Raw genomic sequence first — 20,809 nt, 5'->3', positions numbered from 1 at the left:
CGCCATTTGGAGCTCCTTCTTGCGGCCGTTCCGGGCGTTCCTTGTAAAATGGCCGCCGTATCTTGATTTCGCCAAGTTTCCTGCTGGCGCACCTTCTTCTTGAACAGGCTTATGACTCACCTAATTCTTCAGGCTCCCAATCTCGCGACGCCCAATATCGAAAAAATCGCCGCCATGGCCAGCGCCGGCGGCGTGCAGGAACTGGGCAGCACCGCCGTGCGCTTGCTGGATGTGGACGCCGGCACGCGCTCCGAGGTGATGGCGTGTTGCGAGGAATTCGGCATGGATTTCGCGTTTTTCGAGCAAATAACGCGCTTGCGCGATTGCCGGATACTGGCCATGGACATGGATTCCACTTTGGTCAATATCGAATGCATAGACGAAATCGCCGATATGGTCGGTCGCAAGGCGCAGGTTGCGGCCATCACCGAAGCCGCCATGCGCGGCGAAATCAAGGATTTCTCCGAAAGCCTGCTGCGTCGCGTCGCCTTGCTGGAAGGCGTGCCCGCCACCGCTTTGGAACAGGTTTACGAAGAGCGCCTGCGCCTCAATCCGGGGGCCGAAAAGCTGATTTCAACCGCCAGGAAAAACGGCCTGAAAACCCTGCTGGTATCGGGCGGATTCACCTTCTTTACCGAGAGGCTCAAGGAAAGGCTGGGCCTGGACGACTGCCATGCCAACGTGCTGGAGGTGGCCGACGGCAAGCTGACTGGCAAGGTGCTGGGCACTATCGTTGATGCCCAGGGGAAAGCGGATCACCTTCAGGCGCTGGCAGGTCGGCTGGGCGCCACAGCGCAGCAGATCATTGCCGTGGGCGATGGCGCCAACGATCTGAAGATGATGGGCCTGGCCCATTTTTCGGTGGCCTATCGCGCCAAGCCGGTGGTGCGCCAGCAAGCCAACTACGCCTTGAATGTCAGCCCGCTGGACGGCATCCTGAATTGGTTCCGTCTAAGTTACTAATTCCGTTTTTGGCGCATTTTCGGTTCAGGTGCTTACCGCTTTATGGCTTGTAAGCGTGTGGCTCTGCTCCAGCTTATGAAATCGGCGCAGCCGGTGGGCCGGGGCTGTGCTCGGATCGCTTCACCCCTTCGGGGTCCCCTTGCCGCCGCTTTGCGCCGGGGGTCGGGCGCGAACTCGCCGGCCATCAGCCGCCTGTGGGCTGATGGCCGGCTCAGACATGCGCGCCCTCTTGCGCCCCCGCCGCAAAGCGGCTGCGGCGGCTTGCTCAAACGTCGCCCATCCCCGGCCCACCGGCTGCGCCTTGACAGCATAGTTGGCGATGAACCCCCTTAGCGACGGACACAGTTGGCGATGGACACCGCTGGGGCGATGAGCACCGTTGACGATGGACCATCCGTCAAGCTCGGAATGTCCCGGCCTCGCGCGGCAGGCGCGCGAGGCCGGGACGGCGCAAGAGCCATTCCAGCAGCACAGAGCGCCGCATAAAAAGGCCAAGCACCCAAACCGCCCCTGCCACCCGGCACGCGTCAGAGCATACCTTGCTCGGATCTTGCACCAGAATTCGCAGCCCGCAGCGGCATCGCCCGCGCGCAAGCGCCCATCAGAGAACACCCCACACGGACATTGAATCACCACTGAATATCGCCCCGGCAGAACCAACAAGCACGTAAGCACCTGAACCGAAAATGCGCTAAATCGATCAAGCGTGAACGCGAAGGCGAAGCGCGAGAACCTGCTCTTGCAAGGGCGGCTAAGTCGACAAAATACACGTTTGATATGAAAAGGGAATCAGACCAGTGCCCTGAGCACGCCACGCACCGCATCGATGCGGGCCTGAACCTGCTGGCCCTGCTTGATTTCGATTTTCAGCTTGTCCTGGCCGGCCAGCCTGACGTCCCGGCGTTTTTGCACCAGTTCGATAATGCGCAAGGGGTCGATATTGGGCTTGGCCGAAAATTGAATCAGGGCCTGCGTATCGCTGGCGTCGATCTTGATGATGCCCAACGGTTCGGCGGCGAGCCGCAGGCGGTGCGTGGCCAGCAGCGTCTGCGCGGCTTCGGGCAATTTTCCGTATCGATCGATCAACTCTTCCTGGATGTGAATCAAGTCGTCCTCATGCCGGGCGTGGGACAGTTTTTTGTACAGTCCCAGGCGCGCGTGGACATCGGGGCAATAATCCGAAGGCAGCAGGGCCGAGGCGTGCAGGTTGACTTCGCATAGCGCCGAGAAGGGCGAATCCAGATCCGGTTCTTCGCCCGACTTCAGGGCGCGCACCGCGGCGTTCAGCATGTCGGAATACATTGAAAAGCCGATCTCATGAATATTGCCGGACTGCGATTCGCCCAGGACCTCGCCCGTGCCGCGGATTTCCAGGTCGTGCATGGCCAGGAAAAATCCCGCGCCCAGCTCTTCCATGGCCTGGATGGCTTCCAGCCGCTTCTTGGCATTGGAGGTCATGGCGTCCTCGCCCGGCGTCAGCAAGTAGGCATAGGCCTGGTGGTGCGATCGTCCGACGCGGCCGCGCAACTGGTGCAGTTGCGCCAGGCCCAGGCGGTCGGCGCGATGTATCACTATGGTATTTGCCGTGGGCACGTCGATGCCGGTTTCGATGATGGTGGTGCAAAGCAGGACGTTGTAGCGCTGCTGATAGAAGCCCTTCATGACTTCCTCAAGTTCGCGCTCCGGCATCTGGCCGTGGGCGACGGCGATACGCGCTTCCGGCACCAGTTCTTCCAGGCGGGCGCGCCGGTTCTGGATGGTGTCCACTTCGTTATGCAGGAAATACACCTGGCCGCCGCGCTTGAGCTCGCGCAGCAGCGCTTCGCGTATGGAGCTGCCGTCTTCGCGCCGCACAAAGGTCTTGATGGCCAGGCGCCTTTGGGGCGCCGTGGCGATCACCGAGAAATCGCGTATGCCTTCCAGCGACATGCCCAGGGTGCGCGGTATGGGAGTGGCGGTCAGCGTCAGCACATCCACTTCGGCGCGCAGGGTCTTCAGGGCCTCTTTCTGGCGAACGCCGAAGCGGTGTTCCTCGTCGATGATGACCAGGCCCAGGTCCTTGAACTTCACATCCTTGGAAAGAATTTTATGCGTGCCGATCACGATATCCACCCGGCCTTCATTCAGCCCTTCGACGGCGGCGGCGACTTCCTTGCCAGATCGGAAGCGCGATAGTTCGGCAACCTTGACCGGCCAGTCGGCGAATCGATCGGAAAAAGTCTGGGCGTGCTGTTCAGCCAGCAAGGTGGTGGGGCACAGCAGGGCAACCTGCTTGCCGTTCATGACCGCAAGGAAGGCGGCGCGCAACGCGACTTCGGTCTTGCCGAAGCCCACGTCGCCGCACACCAGCCTGTCCATGGGCCGGCCCGAAGTCATGTCGCCGATAACGGCTTCAATGGCGGCGGCCTGATCGGCGGTTTCTTCGAAACCGAAGCCCTCGGCGAAAGCCTGGTAGTCGCTGGCCGATAGCTTGTAGCGATAGCCTTCGCGCGCCGCGCGCTGGGCGTACAGGGCCAGGAGCTCGGCGGCGGCGTCGCGCACCTGCTTGGCCGCTTTGCGCCGCGCCTTGTCCCATTGTCCCGAGCCCAACTGGTGCAGGGGGGCATGCTCGGGGTCGGCGCCGCTGTAGCGGGCTATGACATGCAATTGGGCCACGGGCACATACAAGGTGCTGCCATTGGCATATTCCAGGTGCAGGAATTCCATCACCCCTTCGCCCAGATCCATTTCGATCAGGCCGCAGTAGCGGCCTATGCCATGCTGGGCATGCACCACCGGATCGCCCTCGCGCAGCTCCGACAGGTCGCGCACCATGGCTTCGACATCGCTGCCCGCTTCCTGTGCGCGCCGCCCGCGCCGGGTGGGCCTGGCCTGGCTGGGATACAGGTCGTTTTCGGTCAACAGGGTCAGGTTTTGAGCCGCGACACTGAAACCGCTGGACAGCGGGGCGACGGCCAGGGCGAACCGGCTTTCCGATTCCAGGAAATCCTGCAGCGTTTCGGTGCCTGACTCGGGCTCAATGCCGAACTCGGCCAGCATCTGCAGCAGGGTTTCCCGACGCCCCGCCGAGTCGGAGCACAGTACGACGCGGCCCTGGGCCCGACCGAGCAGGCCGCGCAGGTTGGCGACGGGATCCTGGGCCCGCCGAGCCACCGCCACGTTGGGCGCTGGGCGGAAATCCGGATGAGGCTCGGCCGCGTCCAGCACCAGGCGCGCGAACGCTTTCAGGCGGACGAACAGGGCTTCCTCGTCCAGGAAAAGCTGCTCGGGCGGCAAGACGGGCCGCTCGCGGTCGCTTTTTAGAAACTGATAGCGGCTGTGCGTATCCTGGGCGAAGCGCTGCACGGCCTGGTTGACATCGCCAAGCGTCACGGTGAACGACTGCTCCGGCAGATAGTCGAAGAGCGTGGCCGTTTGTTCGAAAAACAGCGGCAGGTAGTATTCGACCCCCGCGAAGGCGATGCCATTGCCGATGTCCTTGTAGGGCAAGGCGCGGGTGGGATCCCCCTCGAAGACTTCGCGGAAGCGCGCGCGGAACTGATTGCGCGCCGTTTCGTCCATGGGGAATTCGCGGCCGGGCAATAACTGCACCTCCCTGACCGGATACAGGCTGCGCTGGGTATCGATATCGAAGCTGCGTATGGATTCGATCTCATTGTCGAAAAGGTCCAGCCTGTACGGCAGGATGGAACCCATGGGGAAGAGATCGATCAGGCCGCCGCGAATGCTGAACTCGCCCGGCGCGGTCACCTGGGTGACGTGGGTGTAGTTGGCCAGCGTCAGTTGGCGGCGCAAGCCTTCCTCGTCCAGCTGCTCGCCCTGCCGGAATGAAAAGGTATAGGCGGCCAGGAACTCCGGCGGAGCAAGCCGGTAAAGCGCCGTGGTCACCGGCACGGTCAGGATGTCGACGCTTTCCTGCATCAAGGCGTGCAGGGTGCGCAGGCGCTCCGAAATCAGATCCTGATGCGGGGAGAAGCTGTCGTAGGGCAGGGTTTCCCAGTCGGGCAACTGCCGTACGCGCAGGTCGGGCGCGAACAGCAAGACCTCTTCGGCCAGGCGCTGCGCGGTCAGCGGGTCGGCGCACAGCACGACGATGGTCTGCCGCGATGCCCGCGCAAGGTCGGCCAGCAGCCACGCATCGCCGGAGCCCGGGGGCAAGGGCTGGACGTGCCGATGCCCCGGCTTCAGTGCCGCCAGGATATGCTGGATAGAGGGAAGAAGGGGGGGAGGGGTTGTTTCTGTAGCCATGTAGCGCATCATTATAAAATGCCTTTCTTATGCATACGAAACTGATTGCAATCATTCCCGCCGCCGGCATCGGCGCGCGCGCCCGGGAGCCTGGACTTTCCGGCGGCGGAGCCGCGCCCAAACAATATCGCTTGCTCAAGGGCGAGCCCATGCTGCGCTGGGCGGTCCGCGCCATGCTGGCCGATGAACGCATCGCGCAGGTCAGGGTGGCGGTGGCGGCGGACGATGCATGGGTCGAGTCCGCGCTGGCGGGGCTGCCACGCACGGTATGGCGCCCTTGCGGCGGCCCGTCGCGGGCGGAAACCGTGCTGGCGGCCCTGCGGGATGCCGCGCTGGATCGGGATGATTGGGTGCTGGTGCACGATGCGGCCCGCCCGGGCTTGCCGGCGCAGGCGCTCAAGAGGCTGATCGATTGCTGCCTGCGCTTACAGGCCGGCGGACTATTGGCGCAGCCGGTTGCCGATACGGTGAAGCTGGCGGATAGGGCGGACGTGAGCGGCGGGCACGCGCCGGATGACGGCAATGTGGATCAGCATGAGGCGCCCGCCCGGGTGGATCGATCGGTGCCCCGCCAGGGCCTGTGGCTGGCCCAGACGCCGCAGATGTTTCCCGCCGGCGGCCTGCAGGACGCTCTGCAACTCGCGGGCGCATCCAGCGCCGCGCTTACCGACGAGGCTTCAGCCATGGAGCTGGCGGGCCACTCGCCTTGCCTGGTGCCTGGGTCGGCACGGAATTTCAAGGTGACCTGGCCGGAGGATTTCGGCCTGATGGAAAAATGGCTATAGGTCGCCGTGAAAGGCCGCGGGCCATACGCGATCAGGCAGAGGCGGCGGGCAAAGTTTTAAGGAGCAGCAATGAGTTTTCCATTTCGAGTGGGACAGGGTTTTGATGTGCATGCGCTGGTGGAAGGCCGGCCGCTGATTATCGGCGGCGTGGCAATACCGCATACGCATGGCCTGTTGGGCCATTCCGATGCCGATGTGCTGTTGCATGCCGTGACCGACGCCCTATTGGGCGCCGCTGGCCTGGGCGACATCGGCCGGCATTTTCCAGACACCGACCCGGCCTACAAGGGCGCGGACAGCCGCGTGCTGTTGCGGGCCGCCGTACGGAAAGTGGCGGACGCCGGCTGGCGGGTGGTGAATGTGGATGCCACCGTGCATGCGCAGGCGCCGAAGATCGGCCCGCATGCCGCCGCCATGGCCGCCAACATAGCGGCCGACCTGGGGATTTTGCCGGCGGACATCAATATCAAGGCGAAAACCAACGAGGGCCTGGGCTATCTGGGACGCCGGGAGGGCATTGCAGCAACGGTCGTTGCGCTGCTGGCAAAATAGCGGCCGGCTATTTGCCCTGGGCGACCAAGGTCAGCGCGGCCGCGTTGACCACCGAAGCGATGCGGCCCACATCGCGCAACTGCTCGGACGTATAGCCCGCCTTTTTCAGGTTCTGATAGTGCGAGCCGACGCAAAAATGGCATTTGCCCACAATGGATGCGCTGAGCGCGAAGAGTTCGAAACGCTTCTGGTCGACGCCGCCGTGATTGGCGTAGGCGTTCATGCGCAATTGGGCCGGCAAGGTCTTCAATTGCTCGTCGCCCGACATCTCCACATAGGGATAATACGTGTTGTTCATGCCCATGAGGGCGGCGGCGGTCAGCACGCCGTTCACGTCTTCGGGCGACAGGCCGCTTTTGAAGGCGTCGATCAGCACAAGGCTGCGCGCCGCATAGGCGGCGGCCAGCGCCGCACCGACCGCGTCTTCGGGCTTGAGCGAGGAGCGCGCAATGGCGCCGTCCAGATTCAGGCGTATGTCTTTGGCCCAATCAGGAATCATTGCCTTGATGGATGCAAGAAATTCCATAGTTCCCGCCTATTGATTTGTGCCGATAAAGCCCGGTGAACCGGGCTGCATAAAGGGCGGTGCTGTCTTTTACAGCGTATCGCCGCCCAGCGAGCGATTGCAAGGGCAAAGCTCGTCGGTTTGCAGGCCGTCGAGCAGGCGCAGGATTTCTTCGGGATTTCGGCCCACGTTCAGATTGTTGACCGAGGCGTGCTGAATGACGTTGTCCGGGTCAACGATGAAAGTGGCGCGCAGGGCCACGCCTTCGGTTTTCTCGCGTATGCCCAACTGATCGATCAAGGCGCCGGTGGTATCGCCGAACTGATAATGCCCCAGCTTGTTCAGGTCGGAATGTTCGCGCCGCCAGGCCAGCTTGACGAACTCGTTGTCGACCGACCCGCCCATGAGCACCGCGTCGCGGTCTTCGAAATCCTGCACTAGGTTATTGAAGCCCACGATTTCGGTCGGGCATACGAAGGTGAAATCCTTGGGGTAGAAATAAATGACTTTCCATTTTCCGGGAAACGAGCTTTCGGTGATGTCTTCGAAGGCCGAGACACCGTTTTCTTCGGGTTGATTGAAGCCGGGCTTGACGCCGGCGACCTTGAAGGGTTCGAGTTTATCGCCTACTGTTTTCATCTGAGCTCCTAAGTCTGGTGTAAACACGTGCCGGGCGCATGCGCCCTTACCGTTAAATTCTACGCTATCAGGCCTGGGTATCGGCCTGGTAATTACGGATGCGGACCTTGGGTATTTCGATGCGCGCAACCAGACCCCCGGGAGGGTGGGAAATCAGTTCCAGCTGTCCGCCCACCTGGCCCAGCAGGCGCTCGACAATGGCCAGCCCCAAGCCCGCTCCGCTGACGCCGGTGCGCGCGGATTCCCCCCGCGAAAAAGGCCGCAGCAGCCTTTGCACGTCGGTGGGGGCAATTCCCGTGCCGCGGTCCCGCACTTCGATGGCCAGGATATTGCCTTGCTGCTTTCCCGACAGTTCGATATAAGCGCGTCCATCGGAAGGCGTGCGGCCGTAGCGGCGGGCGTTTTCGATCAGGTTGCCGACGATGCGTTTCAGGTCGTGCGCGCTGATCTTGGCATACAGGTTGGGTTCGATGTCGGCGGTCAGCACGCCGCCCAGGGATTCGGTATGTGTGCGTTCGCGTTCGAACAGGTCGCGCAGCACCGACGATACGTCTATGCCCTGTTCGGGCACGATGCCGGCGGGCCGGGCGTACTCCATGAGCTGGCCGATGCTGTGGTCGATCTGGCCCAGATCCTCGTCGATGGCCTGGCGCGCCTCGTCGGTGACGTTGCTCATTTCGATTTCCAGGCGCATGCGTGCCAAGGGTGTGCGCAGATCGTGCGAGATGCCCGCCAGCATGATCTCGCGGTCGGCCTCGGTCTGGCGCAGATCGCGCGCCATGCGGTTGAATGCGATGTTCATGTCGCGGATTTCAGCCGGCCCCTTTTCCGGCAGCGGCGAGGGGGTTTCGCCGCGCGCCAGCTGCTGCGCGACTTTGGCCAATTGGGCCAGGGGCCGGTTGACGAAGCGGACGCTGATCGCCGCGCCCACCAGGGCCAGCAGCAGCGCCGTGGCTCCCCAGCCGAACCATTCGACGCCGGCGGTCAGCCCCAGTTGCTCGCGATCGAAAACCAGCCAGTACTGATCATTGTTGATTTCAAAGCTGACCCAGATGCCGGGTGCCTGGTTCACCGTCCACATGACATGCGTGTCGGGCCCCAGGCGATCCTTGATTTCAGCGGCGACGTGATTCCAGTAGTTGGAGTTCGGCAGCGGCTCGAGCACGTCGGCCGCTTCGCGCGGCTGCACCCGCAGGCTTTCCTTGGTGGCCAGATCCAGGAGCAGCGCGGGACGCACGCTGGTGGGCGCATACACCAGCGCGGAACGCGTAATGCTGACCGCCGTGGTCACGCGCTGGGCCATCTGTGTGGCGCGCGGGCCTTCCTCCATGCTGAAGAAAACCTGCAGCCAGGCGCCCAGGCTCACCAGCATCAATCCGGCCAGAAGCAGGAAGGAGCGGCTGAACAGGCCTAGGCGGAAGCGCGACGGGGGTTTAGCTCTTGGCTTTTGCGAGGGCGGCATGACGGTGGCGCTGCATCACGCCCGCAAGAGCTCAATGGCCGCCATCGGGTACGAAAACGTAGCCCAGGCCCCAGACAGTTTGAATGAATACCGGCTTGGAGGGGTTGGGCTCGACCAGCTTGCGCAGCCGGGAAATTTGAACATCCAGGCTGCGGTCGAAGGCCTCGTATTCGCGGCCCCGGGCAAGTTCCATCAGCTTGTCCCGGGACAAGGGAATCTTGGGATGGCGCGCAAAAACCTTCAGCACCGAGAATTCACCCGTGGTGATCGGCACCTGTTCGTTGTTGCGCGTCAGAGTGCGCGTGGACAGGTTCAGGACGTAGGGGCCGAACTCGATGGATTCGTTTTCCTGGCTGGGCGCGCCCGGATGCTCTTCGGTTCCGCGGCGGCGCAGGATGGCGTTGACGCGGGCGAGCAGCTCGCGCGGATTGAACGGTTTGGACAAGTAGTCGTCCGCGCCCATTTCCAGGCCTACGATGCGGTCGATTTCTTCCGCTTTCGCCGTCAGGATGATGATCGGAGTGTTGTCATGTCCGCCACGCAGGCGGCGGCAAATGGATAGCCCGTCTTCGCCCGGAAGCATCAGGTCGAGGACCAGCAGATCGAAGTGCTCGCGCTGCCACAATTTGCCCATTTCTTTGGCGTCTTCGGCGACAAATACATTAAAACCTTGTTCCGATAGATAGCGGCGGAGCAAATCGCGTAAACGTGGATCGTCATCGACGATAAGAATTTTGCGAGATAAGGATTGGTTTTGTGTGTTCATGGGGGAAAATGTAACAGGGTAGAGTTAACCCGTATAGGGGACGTAGCAAGATATTACATATTAAGCGTCTGGTAGAACATGCATTACATTTCAGGTCCTGCCCATGCTATCCGGGCGATATCGAGCCCGCGCATGCGCATTTTTGGCTTGATTTGTAGGGCTGGACGGGCACGCCGTGTCGATCTGCTGCGAAGTGTGTATAGCCGTCTCCTGTTTTTTTATTGGAATCGTAAGCTAAGACAAGACATTTTAGCCTTTACGCCTGCAGAGCGGTACTAATTTTAAACGATGAGAAGTCGCTGGTCTGCCCGCCGAATGCCTTATGTCCCCGGCAAACGGAAATTCCGCCGGGCTGCGTTTAAAATGGCTTCATGACTGTATCTATTCTTGCTTTGGAAACGTCGTCCAGCCTCTGCGGCGTGGCGCTGCTGACGCAGGCGGACGAGGCTGTGCGCGTCCACGCCCTGGAGCATGACGCCACCGCGGAGCACGCCGAACGCCTGCTGCCCATGGTCGACCGGCTGCTGGCGCAGCAAGGCATAGGCCGTGGCCAGCTATCGGCGGTGGCATTCGGGCAGGGACCGGGCGGCTTCACCGGCTTGCGGGTGGCTTGCGGGGTGGCCCAAGGCATGGCTTTCGCCCTGGGCATACCGGTGATTCCGGTGCCTTCCTTGTTGGCGGTTGCGGCGCGGGATCCCGCGCCTGTGCGGCCAGGATTGTTACATGTTCTTGTGCAAGACGCTCGCATGGACGAGGTGTACCTGGCGGCCTATCGGGTGGTTGAAGGCGGGCAAGAGCCTGGATGGGAGCCCGTGCAGGCGCCCATCCTATTGGGCGCTGGCCAAGTGGGCCGCTGGCTGGAGCATGCCGCCATGGATTTGCGTTTGCCGCAACAGGACGGTCCCGTCATACGGGTGCTGGGCGATGCCTTGCTGGCGTACCCGCAACTGAGCCGGGATCTGGCCGGGGAAGCATGGCTGGAGATCGGCGAGCCGCTGCGCCCTGATGGTCCGGCCGTAGCCCGCCTGGCCTTGCAAGCCTGGCATGCCGGGCAGGCGATCGCGCCCGACCTGGCGGCTCCCCTGTATGTGCGCGACAAAGTCGCCTACACCACGCTGGAGCGCCTGAACGGAGCGGGCGGGAATCCCAGGGCGCCGGAAATCCAGGCCTTCCTTGAAACCATGCGGGTCGAGCACCTGGATGAGGTTGCCGCCATAGAGCAGCAGGTGCAGTCATTTCCATGGTCCAGGGGCAATTTCGCGGACGGCCTGCACGCCGGCTACGGCGCCTGGGTGGCCAGGCAGGCGGGCCGCACGGTGGGATTCTGCATGGTCATGTTTGCGCCCGATGTGGCGCATGTGCTGGTCATCGCCGTGGCGCCGGATGGCCAGAGGCAAGGCATTGGAACACTGTTGCTGCAGCGCTGTGAAAACGAGGCCCGCTTGCGCGGCCTGCCGGCTATGGTTCTGGAAGTCCGGCCTTCGAACGAAAAGGCGTTGGCGTTCTATAAAAAAAAGGGCTTTGAACTGCTGGCCATGCGCAAGGACTACTATCCCGCCGCTCAGGGCCGTCGGGAAGATGCTTGCGTGATGCAAAAGGCGCTTGCCGCCGCTCAGGCGGGAGAAAACCCATGAGTACGGCACCCGCCCTCAGCACCCTGCAAGTGGCCTGGCTGCAGGAAATCGGCCTGGACAAACACATGCTGGCCCGCTATGCGGCCGATTCCGAGCCTTTCGCGAGCGGCTCCGCCGCGGGAGGCGTCCCGGATAAAACGGCCCGGGCGCCGGCCGGCATGGTTTCACTACCGATGCGTACCGAAGCGGCAGCACCGGCCAAGGCGAAATCCGCCGCTCCCATGGTCAGAGCGGGCGACGCGCTGGCCGGCCGGGTCCCGGTCCGCGCAAGCGAGGCAAGCGCTCCGGCCGCGGCGGCGGAGCCGGTGCCCGCCGACTGGGAGGCGTTGAAGGCGCATATCGCCGAGTGCCGCGCCTGCGAGCTGCATGCCGGACGCAGCCAGACCGTATTCGGGTCCGGCGCGGCCAGTTCGCCGGAGTGGATGATCGTCGGCGAGGCGCCCGGCGATTTCGATGACCGCGCGGGCCTGCCCTTCCAGGGCAAGGCAGGTGCACTGTTGGGAGCGATGCTGGCGTCCATTGGGCTGCGGCCCGATTCTCCGGTGTTCTTCACCAATCTGATCAAGTGCAGGCCTTTGGGCAATCGCACGCCCAGGCCCGAAGAGATCGCCGCTTGCCGGCCTTATCTGGAACGGCAGATTGCGCTGCTGAAGCCGCGACGGATCTTGACCCTGGGACGGCTGGCGGCACAGGCCCTGCTGGGTTCGGAGGCCGACCTGGACGCCGTGCGCGGACAGGTGCACCGTGTGCGCAGCGAAACCGGACAAGAGATTCCGCTGGTGGCGACGCATCATCCGGCCTCGCTGCTGATGCGCCCTCAGCACAAGGCCGATGCGTGGCGCGATCTGAATCTTGCGCGCTCCATCGTTATCGAGGCGAGCGAAGCGGCGCAAACGGCTGGATAGACATCGGGTCAGTGCTGGCGCAGGGCCTGTCCGTGCCCATGCTGGCCTATGGTGTTTTCCAGGCCCGGATTAGCCCGGTGATTCAAGCGGTTCCAGTACATGAATACCAGCATCAATGCGGAAACCAGCAGGCCGAAGATGATGATGATGGCGTTGATGGGAAGATTCAGCCACAGCATCAAGCTGTAGATGGCCAGCATCAGCAGGATATTCAACTGCTCGTTGAAATTCTGCACGGCGATGGAATGGCCCGCCGACAGCAGCACGTGACCACGGTGTTGCAGCAGGGCGTTCATGGGCACGACGAAGAAGCCCGACAAGCCGCCTATCAGCAGCAAAACGCCATATACGGCCCATTGTTCATGCACGATGGGCATGAGCATGACGGCAAAACCCATGATCACGCCCACCGGCAATACCATCAGGGCGCGTTTCAGCGGCACCCGGCCCGCCAGTATGGAGCCGGCCACGGTACCCAGCGCCGCCACGCCCATCAGCACCGAGGCCTGGTCCAGGCGGTAGCCCAGATGCCGGGCGCCCCATTCGATGACGATGAATTGCAGTGTGGCGCCCGCGCCCCAGAACAGCGTGGTGACCGCCAGCGATATCTGGCCCAGCTTGTCATGCCACAGTATCCGTACATAGCCGTTGAATGCGCAAAGCAGCTTGAACGGATTGGTCTGCTGCTTGGGATAGCGCACATTGGTCAGCGGTATCAGGAGATTGGTCGCGGCGGCCAGCAGGTAGACTATCCCGATGATGAGTATGGCGCCTTCGGTGCGGGTCTGCACGAAGCCGGGCAGCCAGGAATGCGATAGCACCGCGTCCGAGACCGCGGGATTGATCAGCACGCCGCCCAGAACGGTTCCCACGATGATGGAAAGCACGGTCAAACCTTCTATCCAGCTATTGCCCTTGACCAGCAATTCCGGCGGAAGCATTTCGGTGACGATGCCATATTTGGCCGGCGAATAGGCTGCCGCTCCTATGCCCACCAGCGTATAGGCGCAAAATACCAGCAGCAGCTGATGGTTGTTCTCCAGACCGAAGCAGCCGTAGCTGAACATCAGCAAACAGCCGCATACCTTGATGGCGTTGGTAATGAACATGACCCGGCCTTTGGGGAAGGAGTCGGCAAAGGCTCCCACGAAGGCCGCCAGCACGACATAGGCCAGGGCAAACCACCATTTCATCATGGGCGCCATCCAGTCCGGCCCATGCAAATCGGCTATCAGCGCTATGGCGGCGATCAGTAATGCATTGTCTGCCACGGACGAGAGCGCCTGGGCTATCATGACCAGATAAAAGCCTTTTTTCAATGGGAATCTCGTAGCTGTTAGGGGTTAGCCATGCAAACAAATAGCAAAAAAATGTTAACGAGTATAGCGTCCGCCGACGGCGCAAACAGAAAATAATAGCGTAGTTTTCTTTTAGGGTATGGAAGCCGCCGCACGGTGCGTTATCATACGAGCCGGTCGCGCAAGGCGGTCGCCGACCCTGCCAGCCTGTTGTTTTCATCACCGTCCCGTATGAAATACGGAGTCTGCTGTCTTCTTTTAATTGTTCGCTTATTGTGCGTCTGACTCAGATAAAACTAGCCGGTTTCAAGTCTTTCGTCGAACCGACGGTTATCCCCACGCCCAGCCAATTGGTTGGCGTGGTGGGGCCCAACGGCTGCGGGAAGTCGAATATTATCGATGCGGTGCGATGGGTCCTGGGTGAAACCAAGGCTTCCGAATTGCGCGGCGAGTCCATGCAGGACGTCATTTTCAATGGCTCGGGCAATCGCAAGCCCGCCGCTCGCGCATCCGTCGAACTGGTTTTCGATAATTCCGAAGGCAGGGCGGCGGGGCAGTGGAGCACCTATTCCGAAATCGCCGTCAGGCGGGTATTGACCCGCGACGGCACCAGCAGCTACCTGGTCAATAACCAGCAGGTGCGCCGGCGCGATATCCACGACATTTTTCTGGGCACCGGCCTGGGATCGCGCGGCTACGCCATTATCGGCCAGGGCATGATCAATCGCCTGATCGAGGCCCGCCCCGAGGAATTGCGCGTGTTCCTGGAAGAAGCGGCCGGTGTTTCCCGCTATAAGGAAAGACGCCGCGAAACCGAGAATCGCCTGAGCGACACGCGCGAGAACCTGACGCGGGTCGAGGACATCTTGCGCGAACTCACCAGCCAGCTTGAAAAGCTGGAAGGGCAGGCCGAGGTGGCGCAGCAATACCGGGCCTTGCAGGAAGACGGCGAACAGAAACAGCATGCCTTGTGGCTGCTAAAGGAAAGCAACGCCCGGGAAGAGCAGCAGGCCAAATTCCTGGCGATAGAGCAGGCCCAAACCGAACTGGAAGCTGCCACAGCCGGCCTGCGGGCGGGCGAGTCCGCGCTTGAATCGCGCCGCCAGGCGCATTACGCCGCCGGCGATGCGGTGCATGCCGCGCAGGGCCTGCTTTTTGAAGCGGGGGCCCAGGTCAGCAGGCTGGAAGCCGAAATCCGGCATGTCGTCGATTCACGCAATCGTGTCCAGGCACGCCGCGGCCAGTTGCAGGAGCAGCTTCAGGAATGGGCCGATCAGCAAGCCCATTGCATCGAACAGATCGCTCAGGCCGAGTCCGACCTTGAAGCGGCCGCCGCGCGCACCGAGGAAGCCCGGGTCCAGGCCGACGATGCGCAGGCCAAGCTGCCCAGCATTGAAACCCAGCTTCGGTCCGCAGCGGCATCGCGCGACGAAATGCGCAGCGTGCTGGCGCGGGTAGAGCAGGATCTTGCGCTGGTGGCGCAGGCTCAGCGCGATGCCGATCGCCAGTTGCAGACCCTGGAACTGCGCAAGGAACGGCTGGAACAGGAGTTGCGCGACCTGAATGCGCCCGATCCGGCCAATATCGAGCGTCTGGCCGGCGATAGCGCGGCCATGCAGGAGCAACTGCACGAGGCGCAAGCCCAGCTCATGGAGCTGGAGGACCGCCTGCCCGAATTGGACGAACAACGCCGCAATGCCCAGGGCGCGGCGCATGAAGAGGCGCAGGCGCTGGCCCGGCTCGATGCGCGCCTGGCGGCACTGGGAAAACTGCAGGAAGATGTGCAGAAGCAGGGGGCGCTGGAGCCTTGGCTGGCGCATCACGAGCTGACCAGCCTGGGCCGCCTATGGCAAAAGCTGCATATCGAAACGGGCTGGGAAACGGCGCTTGAGGCGGTATTGCGCGAGCGCATGACCGGCCTGGAACTGCGTCAATTGGAGCATGCCAGCGCCTTCGTCGGCGATGCGCCGCCTGCCCGCCTGGCTTTCTATCAGTTGCCGGTGGCCGCTGCCGCCGCGCCGCCTGTTCAGGGCATGACGTCCCTGGCCAGCCTGCTGCGCATCAGCGACCCCGATCTGCGCACCTTGTTGAATGACTGGCTGGCCCAGGTGTATGTATGCGCCGATGTGGGCAAGGCGCTGGCCATGCGCAACGAACTGCCCGAGGGCGGCTTGTATGTGGTCAAGGAAGGCCATCTGGTCGACCGGCACAGCGTGCGTTTTTACGCGCCCGATTCGGAGCAGGCCGGCATGCTGGCCAGGCAGCAGGAAATCGAGAATCTGCGTCGCGACCTGAAAGCCCGCCAATTGATCGCCGACCAGGCCTTGGCCGCGGTTGCCGGCGCTGAAAGCGCCTGGCAGCAGGTGTCTCAGTCGCAGGGGCCGGCGCGCCAGCGGGTGGCCGAGCTGACCCGGCGCCTGCATGATGTACAACTGGAATATTCACGCCTGAAGCAACAGGCGGAACAATCCGGCGAGCGCGCGGCCCGCATCCGTTCGGATCTGGCCGAGATCGCCGTGCAAGCCGAAGATCTGCTGGCCAGCAAGGAAGAGGCCGAAGCCAGGTTCGAGGCGCTGGACATCCAGTTGGGCGAGCACCAGGAAAATTTTTCCCAGGCCGAGATGTCGGGTGAGGACCTGCACGCGCAGGCCGAGAAGGCGCGCCAGCACTTGCGCGATCTTGAGCGCGCGGTGCATGAATCCGAGTACGCGGAGCGCGCCCTGCAAACGCGTATCGCCGAATTGAAACGCAATCTCCAGCTGGCCGCCGATCAGGCGCAGCGCGCCAACGCCGAGCTGGAAGGCCTGCAGGGCGAACTGTTCGAGCTGGATGCATCGGCCTCGCAGGCCGGCCTGCAGGATGCGCTGGAACTGCGCGCCGAACGTGAAGAGGCGCTTAACCTGGCACGCATCGAACTGGACAATCTGGCTGCCATGCTGCGCAGCGCCGACGAAGAGCGCGTCACGCAGGAACGTTCCCTCGAACCTCGCCGCGCGCGCATCATGGAGCTGCAGCTGCAGGAGCAGGCCGCCCGCCTGGCGGTCGAGCAATTCGCCGAACAACTGGACACCCAGCAGGTCGATCGCCAGAAACTGCGCGAACTATTGGAGCAGCGGCCGGAGGAATGGCGCCGGCCGAATTGGCTGCAGTCCGAAGTGCAGAGGATTTCGCGCACGATAGAAAGCCTGGGATCGGTGAACCTGGCCGCGCTCGATGAATTGAACGCGGCGCGCGAGCGCAAAGGCTATCTGGATGCCCAGCATCAGGACTTGAGCACCGCCATCGAGACCCTTGAGGACGCCATACGCAAGATCGACCGCGAAACGCGCGAGCTGCTGCAAGATACCTTCGACACGGTCAACGGGCATTTCGGCGAGCTGTTTCCGCGCCTGTTCGGCGGCGGCGAAGCCAGGCTGGCCGTCACCGGCGACGAAATCCTGGATGCCGGCGTGCAGGTCATGGCTCAGCCGCCCGGCAAGCGCAACAGCACCATACACCTGCTGTCGGGCGGCGAGAAGGCACTGACGGCGACGGCGCTGGTGTTTGCGCTTTTCAAGCTGAATCCGGCGCCTTTCTGCCTGCTGGACGAAGTCGACGCCCCGCTGGACGACGCCAATACCGAGCGCTACGCGAAGCTGGTCGACAGCATGAGCGAGCAGACGCAATTCCTGTTCATTTCACACAATAAAATCGCCATGCAGATGGCCAGGCAGCTAGTGGGCGTTACCATGCAGGAACAAGGCGTGTCGCGCATTGTTGCTGTGGATATCGATTCCGCTCTGCAAATGGCCGAAGTCTGATGGTGCGCATGCATAAACGTTTGGCAATACGGCGAGGCTGACAATGAGTGACTTGCAAATCGGTTTGATTCTCCTTGGCGTACTCCTGATCCTGATCGTCCTTGTCTTCAATTGGTGGCAGGACAGGCGCATACGGCAAAAAATGCAGGAACACTTTCCTGAGCGCGAGCTCGATCCCTTGATGGGCAACAGCCCCATGGCGGCGGGGCGCCGGGAGCCGGCTTTCGGGACTATCGATGCGGCCGAGGAAACGGCAGCCGATGATACCGCCGAAGTCGATCCCTCCACCGAGGTCGTGATAGACATCAGCTTTGCGCAGGCGGTTTCCACCGATCAGTTGCTCAAGGCCATTCATTCCTTCCACAAAGCGGGCAGCAAACCGGTGCGCATATTCGCGGAACGCGAAGGAGGCGGGCATCGGGCCCGGCTGCGCCCCGCGGAAGACTACATATCCATGCAGCTTGCCGTATTGCTGGCCAATCGCAGCGGACCGCTTACCGACATCGAATGGTCGCAGCTATGGGGCATGGCGCAAGACCTGGCCGAGCGTTTCGATGGCGCCATCGAGGCGCCCGAACAGGATGAGGTCATGCAGCGCGCCCAGGAGCTGGATGGGCAATGTGCCAGCCTGGATGCCCAAGTCGCCCTGATATTGCAACTGCCCGGCACGGTGCCCGTCGCGGACATCACACGGGTGCTTCAAGAGGTCGGCTTCCTGCCTTACGGCAGGCAGCTAGCCTGGATGTCCGACACCGGCACGCCTCGCTTTACGGCCCTGTTCGATGGCGCGCGCCCGCAGGACGTGCAGTCGGCCGGCGTCGATCGCGTCGACCTGCTGCTGGATCTGCCGAACAGCCCGGCCGACGAACAGGCCTTCAGCCGCATGGCCAGCGTGGGCCGCGATCTGGCCAAGCGCCTGAAGGCGGAATTGCTGGACGACCAGGGCCGCCCGGTACGCGAAGGCGCCGATGACGCGATCGACAAGCAATTGCTGGATCTGTATACCCGGCTGGCGCAGGCGGGTTTTGAAGCCGGCGCCGAGCGCACCGTAAGGGTCTTTTCGTGACCCATGGCAGCGACGGGCGCACAGACGGTGCGCAAAGGCTCGCGGCCCTGCGCGCGCAGATCGCCGAGCACAATCGCCGTTATTATGTCCTGGACGCGCCCGTGGTCTCGGACGCCGAATATGACAGGCTGATGTCCGAACTGCTGGAACTGGAGCAGGCCCATCCCGATCTGATCACTCCCGAGTCGCCCACGCAGCGTGTCGGCGCCCAGCCTTTGGCGGCGTTCCAGAGCGTCAGGCACGCGGTGCCCATGCGTTCCCTGGGTAATGCCTTCCAGGCCGAGGACGTGCTGGCTTTCGACAAACGGGTGTCCGATACCTTGGCGGGCGCGGGCATGGCCGGCGCCGACGGCCTGGTCGAATATGTGGCGGAACTGAAGTTCGACGGCCTGGCTGTCAGCCTGCGCTACGAACAGGGCCGTCTGGTACAGGCGGCCACGCGCGGCGACGGGCAAACAGGAGAGGACATCACCAGCAATATCCGCACGCTGCGCTCCGTGCCCCTGATGCTGGCGGGCGATTTCCCGCAGGTGCTGGAAGTGCGCGGCGAGGTATTGATGAACCGCCGCGATTTCGAACGCCTGAACGAAGCCCAGCAGGCGCGCGGCGACAAGATCTTCGTCAACCCGCGCAATGCGGCGGCGGGCAGCTTGCGCCAGCTCGATCCCCGGATCACGGCGCAAAGGCCCTTGCGCTTCTTTGCGTACGGCTGGGGCGAAATACGTATCGTCCACGATGGACAGACTGAACTGTTCCGGCAAGAGGCGGGCGATGCCGGCATGCCGCGCGCCAGCCATTCCGCCATGCTGGACTGGTTTCAGGAACTGGGCCTACCGGTCAACGCATCGCGTTCCGTCGTCGCGGGCGCGGACGGCCTGCTGGAGTTCTATGCCCGTACCGGCTCCAGCCGCGGCGGACTTCCCTTCGATATCGACGGCGTCGTCTACAAGGTGAATTCGCTGGCGGCCCAGGAGGTTCTGGGCTATGTGGCCCGGGCGCCGCGCTACGCCATCGCGCACAAGTTTCCCGCGCAGGAGGAAACCACCGTGCTGCTGGGTATCGAAGTGCAGGTGGGACGCACGGGCGCCATCACCCCCGTGGCGCGGCTCAAGCCCGTATTCGTGGGCGGTGTGACGGTCACCAACGCCACCCTGCACAACGAAGACGAAATCCGCCGCAAGGACGTGCGCATAGGCGACACCGTCGTCGTGCGCCGCGCCGGCGATGTCATACCCGAGGTGGTCGGCCCGGTTCCGGAACTGCGGCCCGAGGGCGCGGGCCTTTTCGTCATGCCGGCAAGCTGCCCGGTTTGCGGTTCGGCCATAGAGCGTCCCGAAGGCGAAGCCATATCGCGCTGTACAGGCGGCCTGTTTTGCGCCGCCCAGCGCAAGCAAAGCCTTACCCACGCCGCGGGACGCAAGGCGCTGGACATCGAGGGCCTGGGTGAAAAGCTGGTCGACCAACTGGTGGAAAGCGGACGGGTCAAGTCCCTGGCTGATTTGTTCACATTGGATGCGGACGAACTGGCCGCCTACGAACGCATGGGGCGAAAGTCGGCTGAAAACCTGGTGGCCGCCCTGGATGCCGCGCGCAAGCCGCCGCTGGGCCGGCTGCTGTACGCGCTGGGAATCCGCCATGTCGGTGAAACCACTGCGCGCGACCTGGCCCGGCATTTCGGCTCGGTCGATGCCGTCATGGACGCGGACGAGGCGGCCTTGTTGCAGGTCAATGACGTGGGCCCCGCGGTATCCGGCTCCATCATCCGTTTTTTTGCGGAGCCCCATAATCGCCAGATCGTCGCCGCGCTGGCCGAAGCCGGCGTGCATCCGGTGCCCGAAGCCGTGCCCACGGGTAGCGGCCAGCGCCTGGCCGGCAAGACCCTGGTCCTGACAGGAACCATGCCAAGCTGGACCCGCGACGACGCCACCCGCCACATCCTTGCCGCCGGCGGCAAGGTCAGCGGCTCGGTATCAAAAAAAACCGCCTACGTGGTCGCGGGCGAAGAGGCGGGCAGCAAACTGGCCAAGGCCCGGGAACTGGGTGTGCCCGTGCTGGACGAGGCCGGGTTGAAGGCTTTGCTGGGCGTGAGCTAATAGCGGCGTTTCGGCAAGCCGCAGCGATGGGAGCCCCGGCCGCGCCGCTCAAGAAACCAATGGGTACCCAGGGTAAAGTCGCGCCGCTGACGA

General features: G+C 63.0%; 14 protein-coding genes. 8 read left to right on the top strand and 6 right to left on the bottom strand.

Translation table 11 applies throughout. The features are described from left to right. Window positions 1-111 precede the first annotated feature (111 nt). Complete coding sequence (serB, locus tag V0R37_RS00740) at window positions 112-963, top strand: phosphoserine phosphatase SerB (RefSeq protein ID WP_420372666.1); 852 nt, start codon at window positions 112-114, stop codon at window positions 961-963. A gap of 789 nt (window positions 964-1,752) precedes the next feature. On the opposite strand, the gene mfd is transcribed toward serB, so the two are convergent. Further along, a complete protein-coding gene (mfd, locus tag V0R37_RS00735; protein WP_420372665.1) occupies window positions 1,753-5,211 on the bottom strand; it encodes a transcription-repair coupling factor in 3,459 nt (1,152 codons plus the stop codon). Between the two features lie 29 nt (window positions 5,212-5,240). Between mfd and V0R37_RS00730 the strand changes: the two genes are divergently transcribed. Together V0R37_RS00730 and ispF are read left to right on the top strand one after the other, a co-directional pair. Next, complete coding sequence (locus V0R37_RS00730) at window positions 5,241-5,996, top strand: IspD/TarI family cytidylyltransferase (RefSeq protein WP_420372664.1); 756 nt, start codon at window positions 5,241-5,243, stop codon at window positions 5,994-5,996. Between the two features lie 69 nt (window positions 5,997-6,065). Next, complete coding sequence (gene ispF, locus V0R37_RS00725; protein ID WP_420372663.1) at window positions 6,066-6,548, top strand: 2-C-methyl-D-erythritol 2,4-cyclodiphosphate synthase; 483 nt, start codon at window positions 6,066-6,068, stop codon at window positions 6,546-6,548. A gap of 7 nt (window positions 6,549-6,555) precedes the next feature. Here ispF and V0R37_RS00720 read toward each other — a convergent pair whose 3' ends face one another. The 4 genes from V0R37_RS00720 to ompR all read right to left on the bottom strand — a co-directional run bounded on the left by V0R37_RS00720 (window position 6,556) and on the right by ompR (window position 9,920). Continuing rightward, window positions 6,556-7,074 carry a carboxymuconolactone decarboxylase family protein gene (locus tag V0R37_RS00720; RefSeq protein WP_420372662.1) on the bottom strand — a complete coding sequence of 173 codons (519 nt, stop codon included), beginning with the start codon at window positions 7,072-7,074 and terminating at the stop codon, window positions 6,556-6,558. A 69-nt stretch (window positions 7,075-7,143) separates the two neighbouring features. Continuing rightward, window positions 7,144-7,692 carry a peroxiredoxin gene (locus V0R37_RS00715; RefSeq protein ID WP_420372661.1) on the bottom strand — a complete coding sequence of 183 codons (549 nt, stop codon included), beginning with the start codon at window positions 7,690-7,692 and terminating at the stop codon, window positions 7,144-7,146. A gap of 67 nt (window positions 7,693-7,759) precedes the next feature. Beyond that, window positions 7,760-9,154 (bottom strand): sensor histidine kinase, encoded by a 1,395-nt coding sequence (locus V0R37_RS00710; RefSeq protein WP_420372660.1) that lies wholly within the window; start codon window positions 9,152-9,154, stop codon window positions 7,760-7,762. A 31-nt stretch (window positions 9,155-9,185) separates the two neighbouring features. Next, the gene (gene ompR / locus V0R37_RS00705) at window positions 9,186-9,920 is read right to left on the bottom strand and encodes an osmolarity response regulator transcription factor OmpR (RefSeq protein ID WP_264129559.1); all 735 of its coding nucleotides are present in this window, start codon (window positions 9,918-9,920) and stop codon (window positions 9,186-9,188) included. 371 nt (window positions 9,921-10,291) lie between these two features. Here ompR and tsaB point away from each other — a divergent pair, with 371 nt between their 5' ends. Then, window positions 10,292-11,554 carry a tRNA (adenosine(37)-N6)-threonylcarbamoyltransferase complex dimerization subunit type 1 TsaB gene (tsaB, locus tag V0R37_RS00700; protein ID WP_420372659.1) on the top strand — a complete coding sequence of 421 codons (1,263 nt, stop codon included), beginning with the start codon at window positions 10,292-10,294 and terminating at the stop codon, window positions 11,552-11,554. Next, window positions 11,551-12,459 carry a uracil-DNA glycosylase gene (locus V0R37_RS00695; protein WP_420372658.1) on the top strand — a complete coding sequence of 303 codons (909 nt, stop codon included), beginning with the start codon at window positions 11,551-11,553 and terminating at the stop codon, window positions 12,457-12,459. The genes tsaB and V0R37_RS00695 overlap by 4 nt, the downstream gene beginning before the upstream one ends. Before the next feature lie 8 nt (window positions 12,460-12,467). Here V0R37_RS00695 and lplT read toward each other — a convergent pair whose 3' ends face one another. Further along, window positions 12,468-13,778 (bottom strand): lysophospholipid transporter LplT, encoded by a 1,311-nt coding sequence (gene lplT, locus V0R37_RS00690; RefSeq protein ID WP_420372657.1) that lies wholly within the window; start codon window positions 13,776-13,778, stop codon window positions 12,468-12,470. A gap of 254 nt (window positions 13,779-14,032) precedes the next feature. Here lplT and smc point away from each other — a divergent pair, with 254 nt between their 5' ends. From smc to ligA, 3 genes are read left to right on the top strand one after another with little or no spacing between them, the layout of a single operon-like run. Beyond that, window positions 14,033-17,557, top strand: coding sequence for a chromosome segregation protein SMC (gene smc, locus V0R37_RS00685; RefSeq protein ID WP_420372656.1), 3,525 nt, complete (start codon window positions 14,033-14,035; stop codon window positions 17,555-17,557). A 43-nt stretch (window positions 17,558-17,600) separates the two neighbouring features. After that, window positions 17,601-18,623, top strand: coding sequence for a cell division protein ZipA C-terminal FtsZ-binding domain-containing protein (locus tag V0R37_RS00680; RefSeq protein ID WP_420372655.1), 1,023 nt, complete (start codon window positions 17,601-17,603; stop codon window positions 18,621-18,623). Beyond that, window positions 18,620-20,716, top strand: a complete 2,097-nt coding sequence (gene ligA, locus V0R37_RS00675) for an NAD-dependent DNA ligase LigA (RefSeq protein ID WP_420372654.1) — start codon at window positions 18,620-18,622, stop codon at window positions 20,714-20,716. The genes V0R37_RS00680 and ligA overlap by 4 nt, the downstream gene beginning before the upstream one ends. The last annotated feature ends 93 nt before the right edge of the window (window positions 20,717-20,809 follow it).

The sequence above is a fragment of the Pollutimonas rozaliensis genome (genome assembly GCF_048751585.1).
GTDB lineage: Bacteria > Pseudomonadota > Gammaproteobacteria > Burkholderiales > Burkholderiaceae_B.
This window is presented reverse-complemented; position numbering and strand designations above follow the sequence as displayed.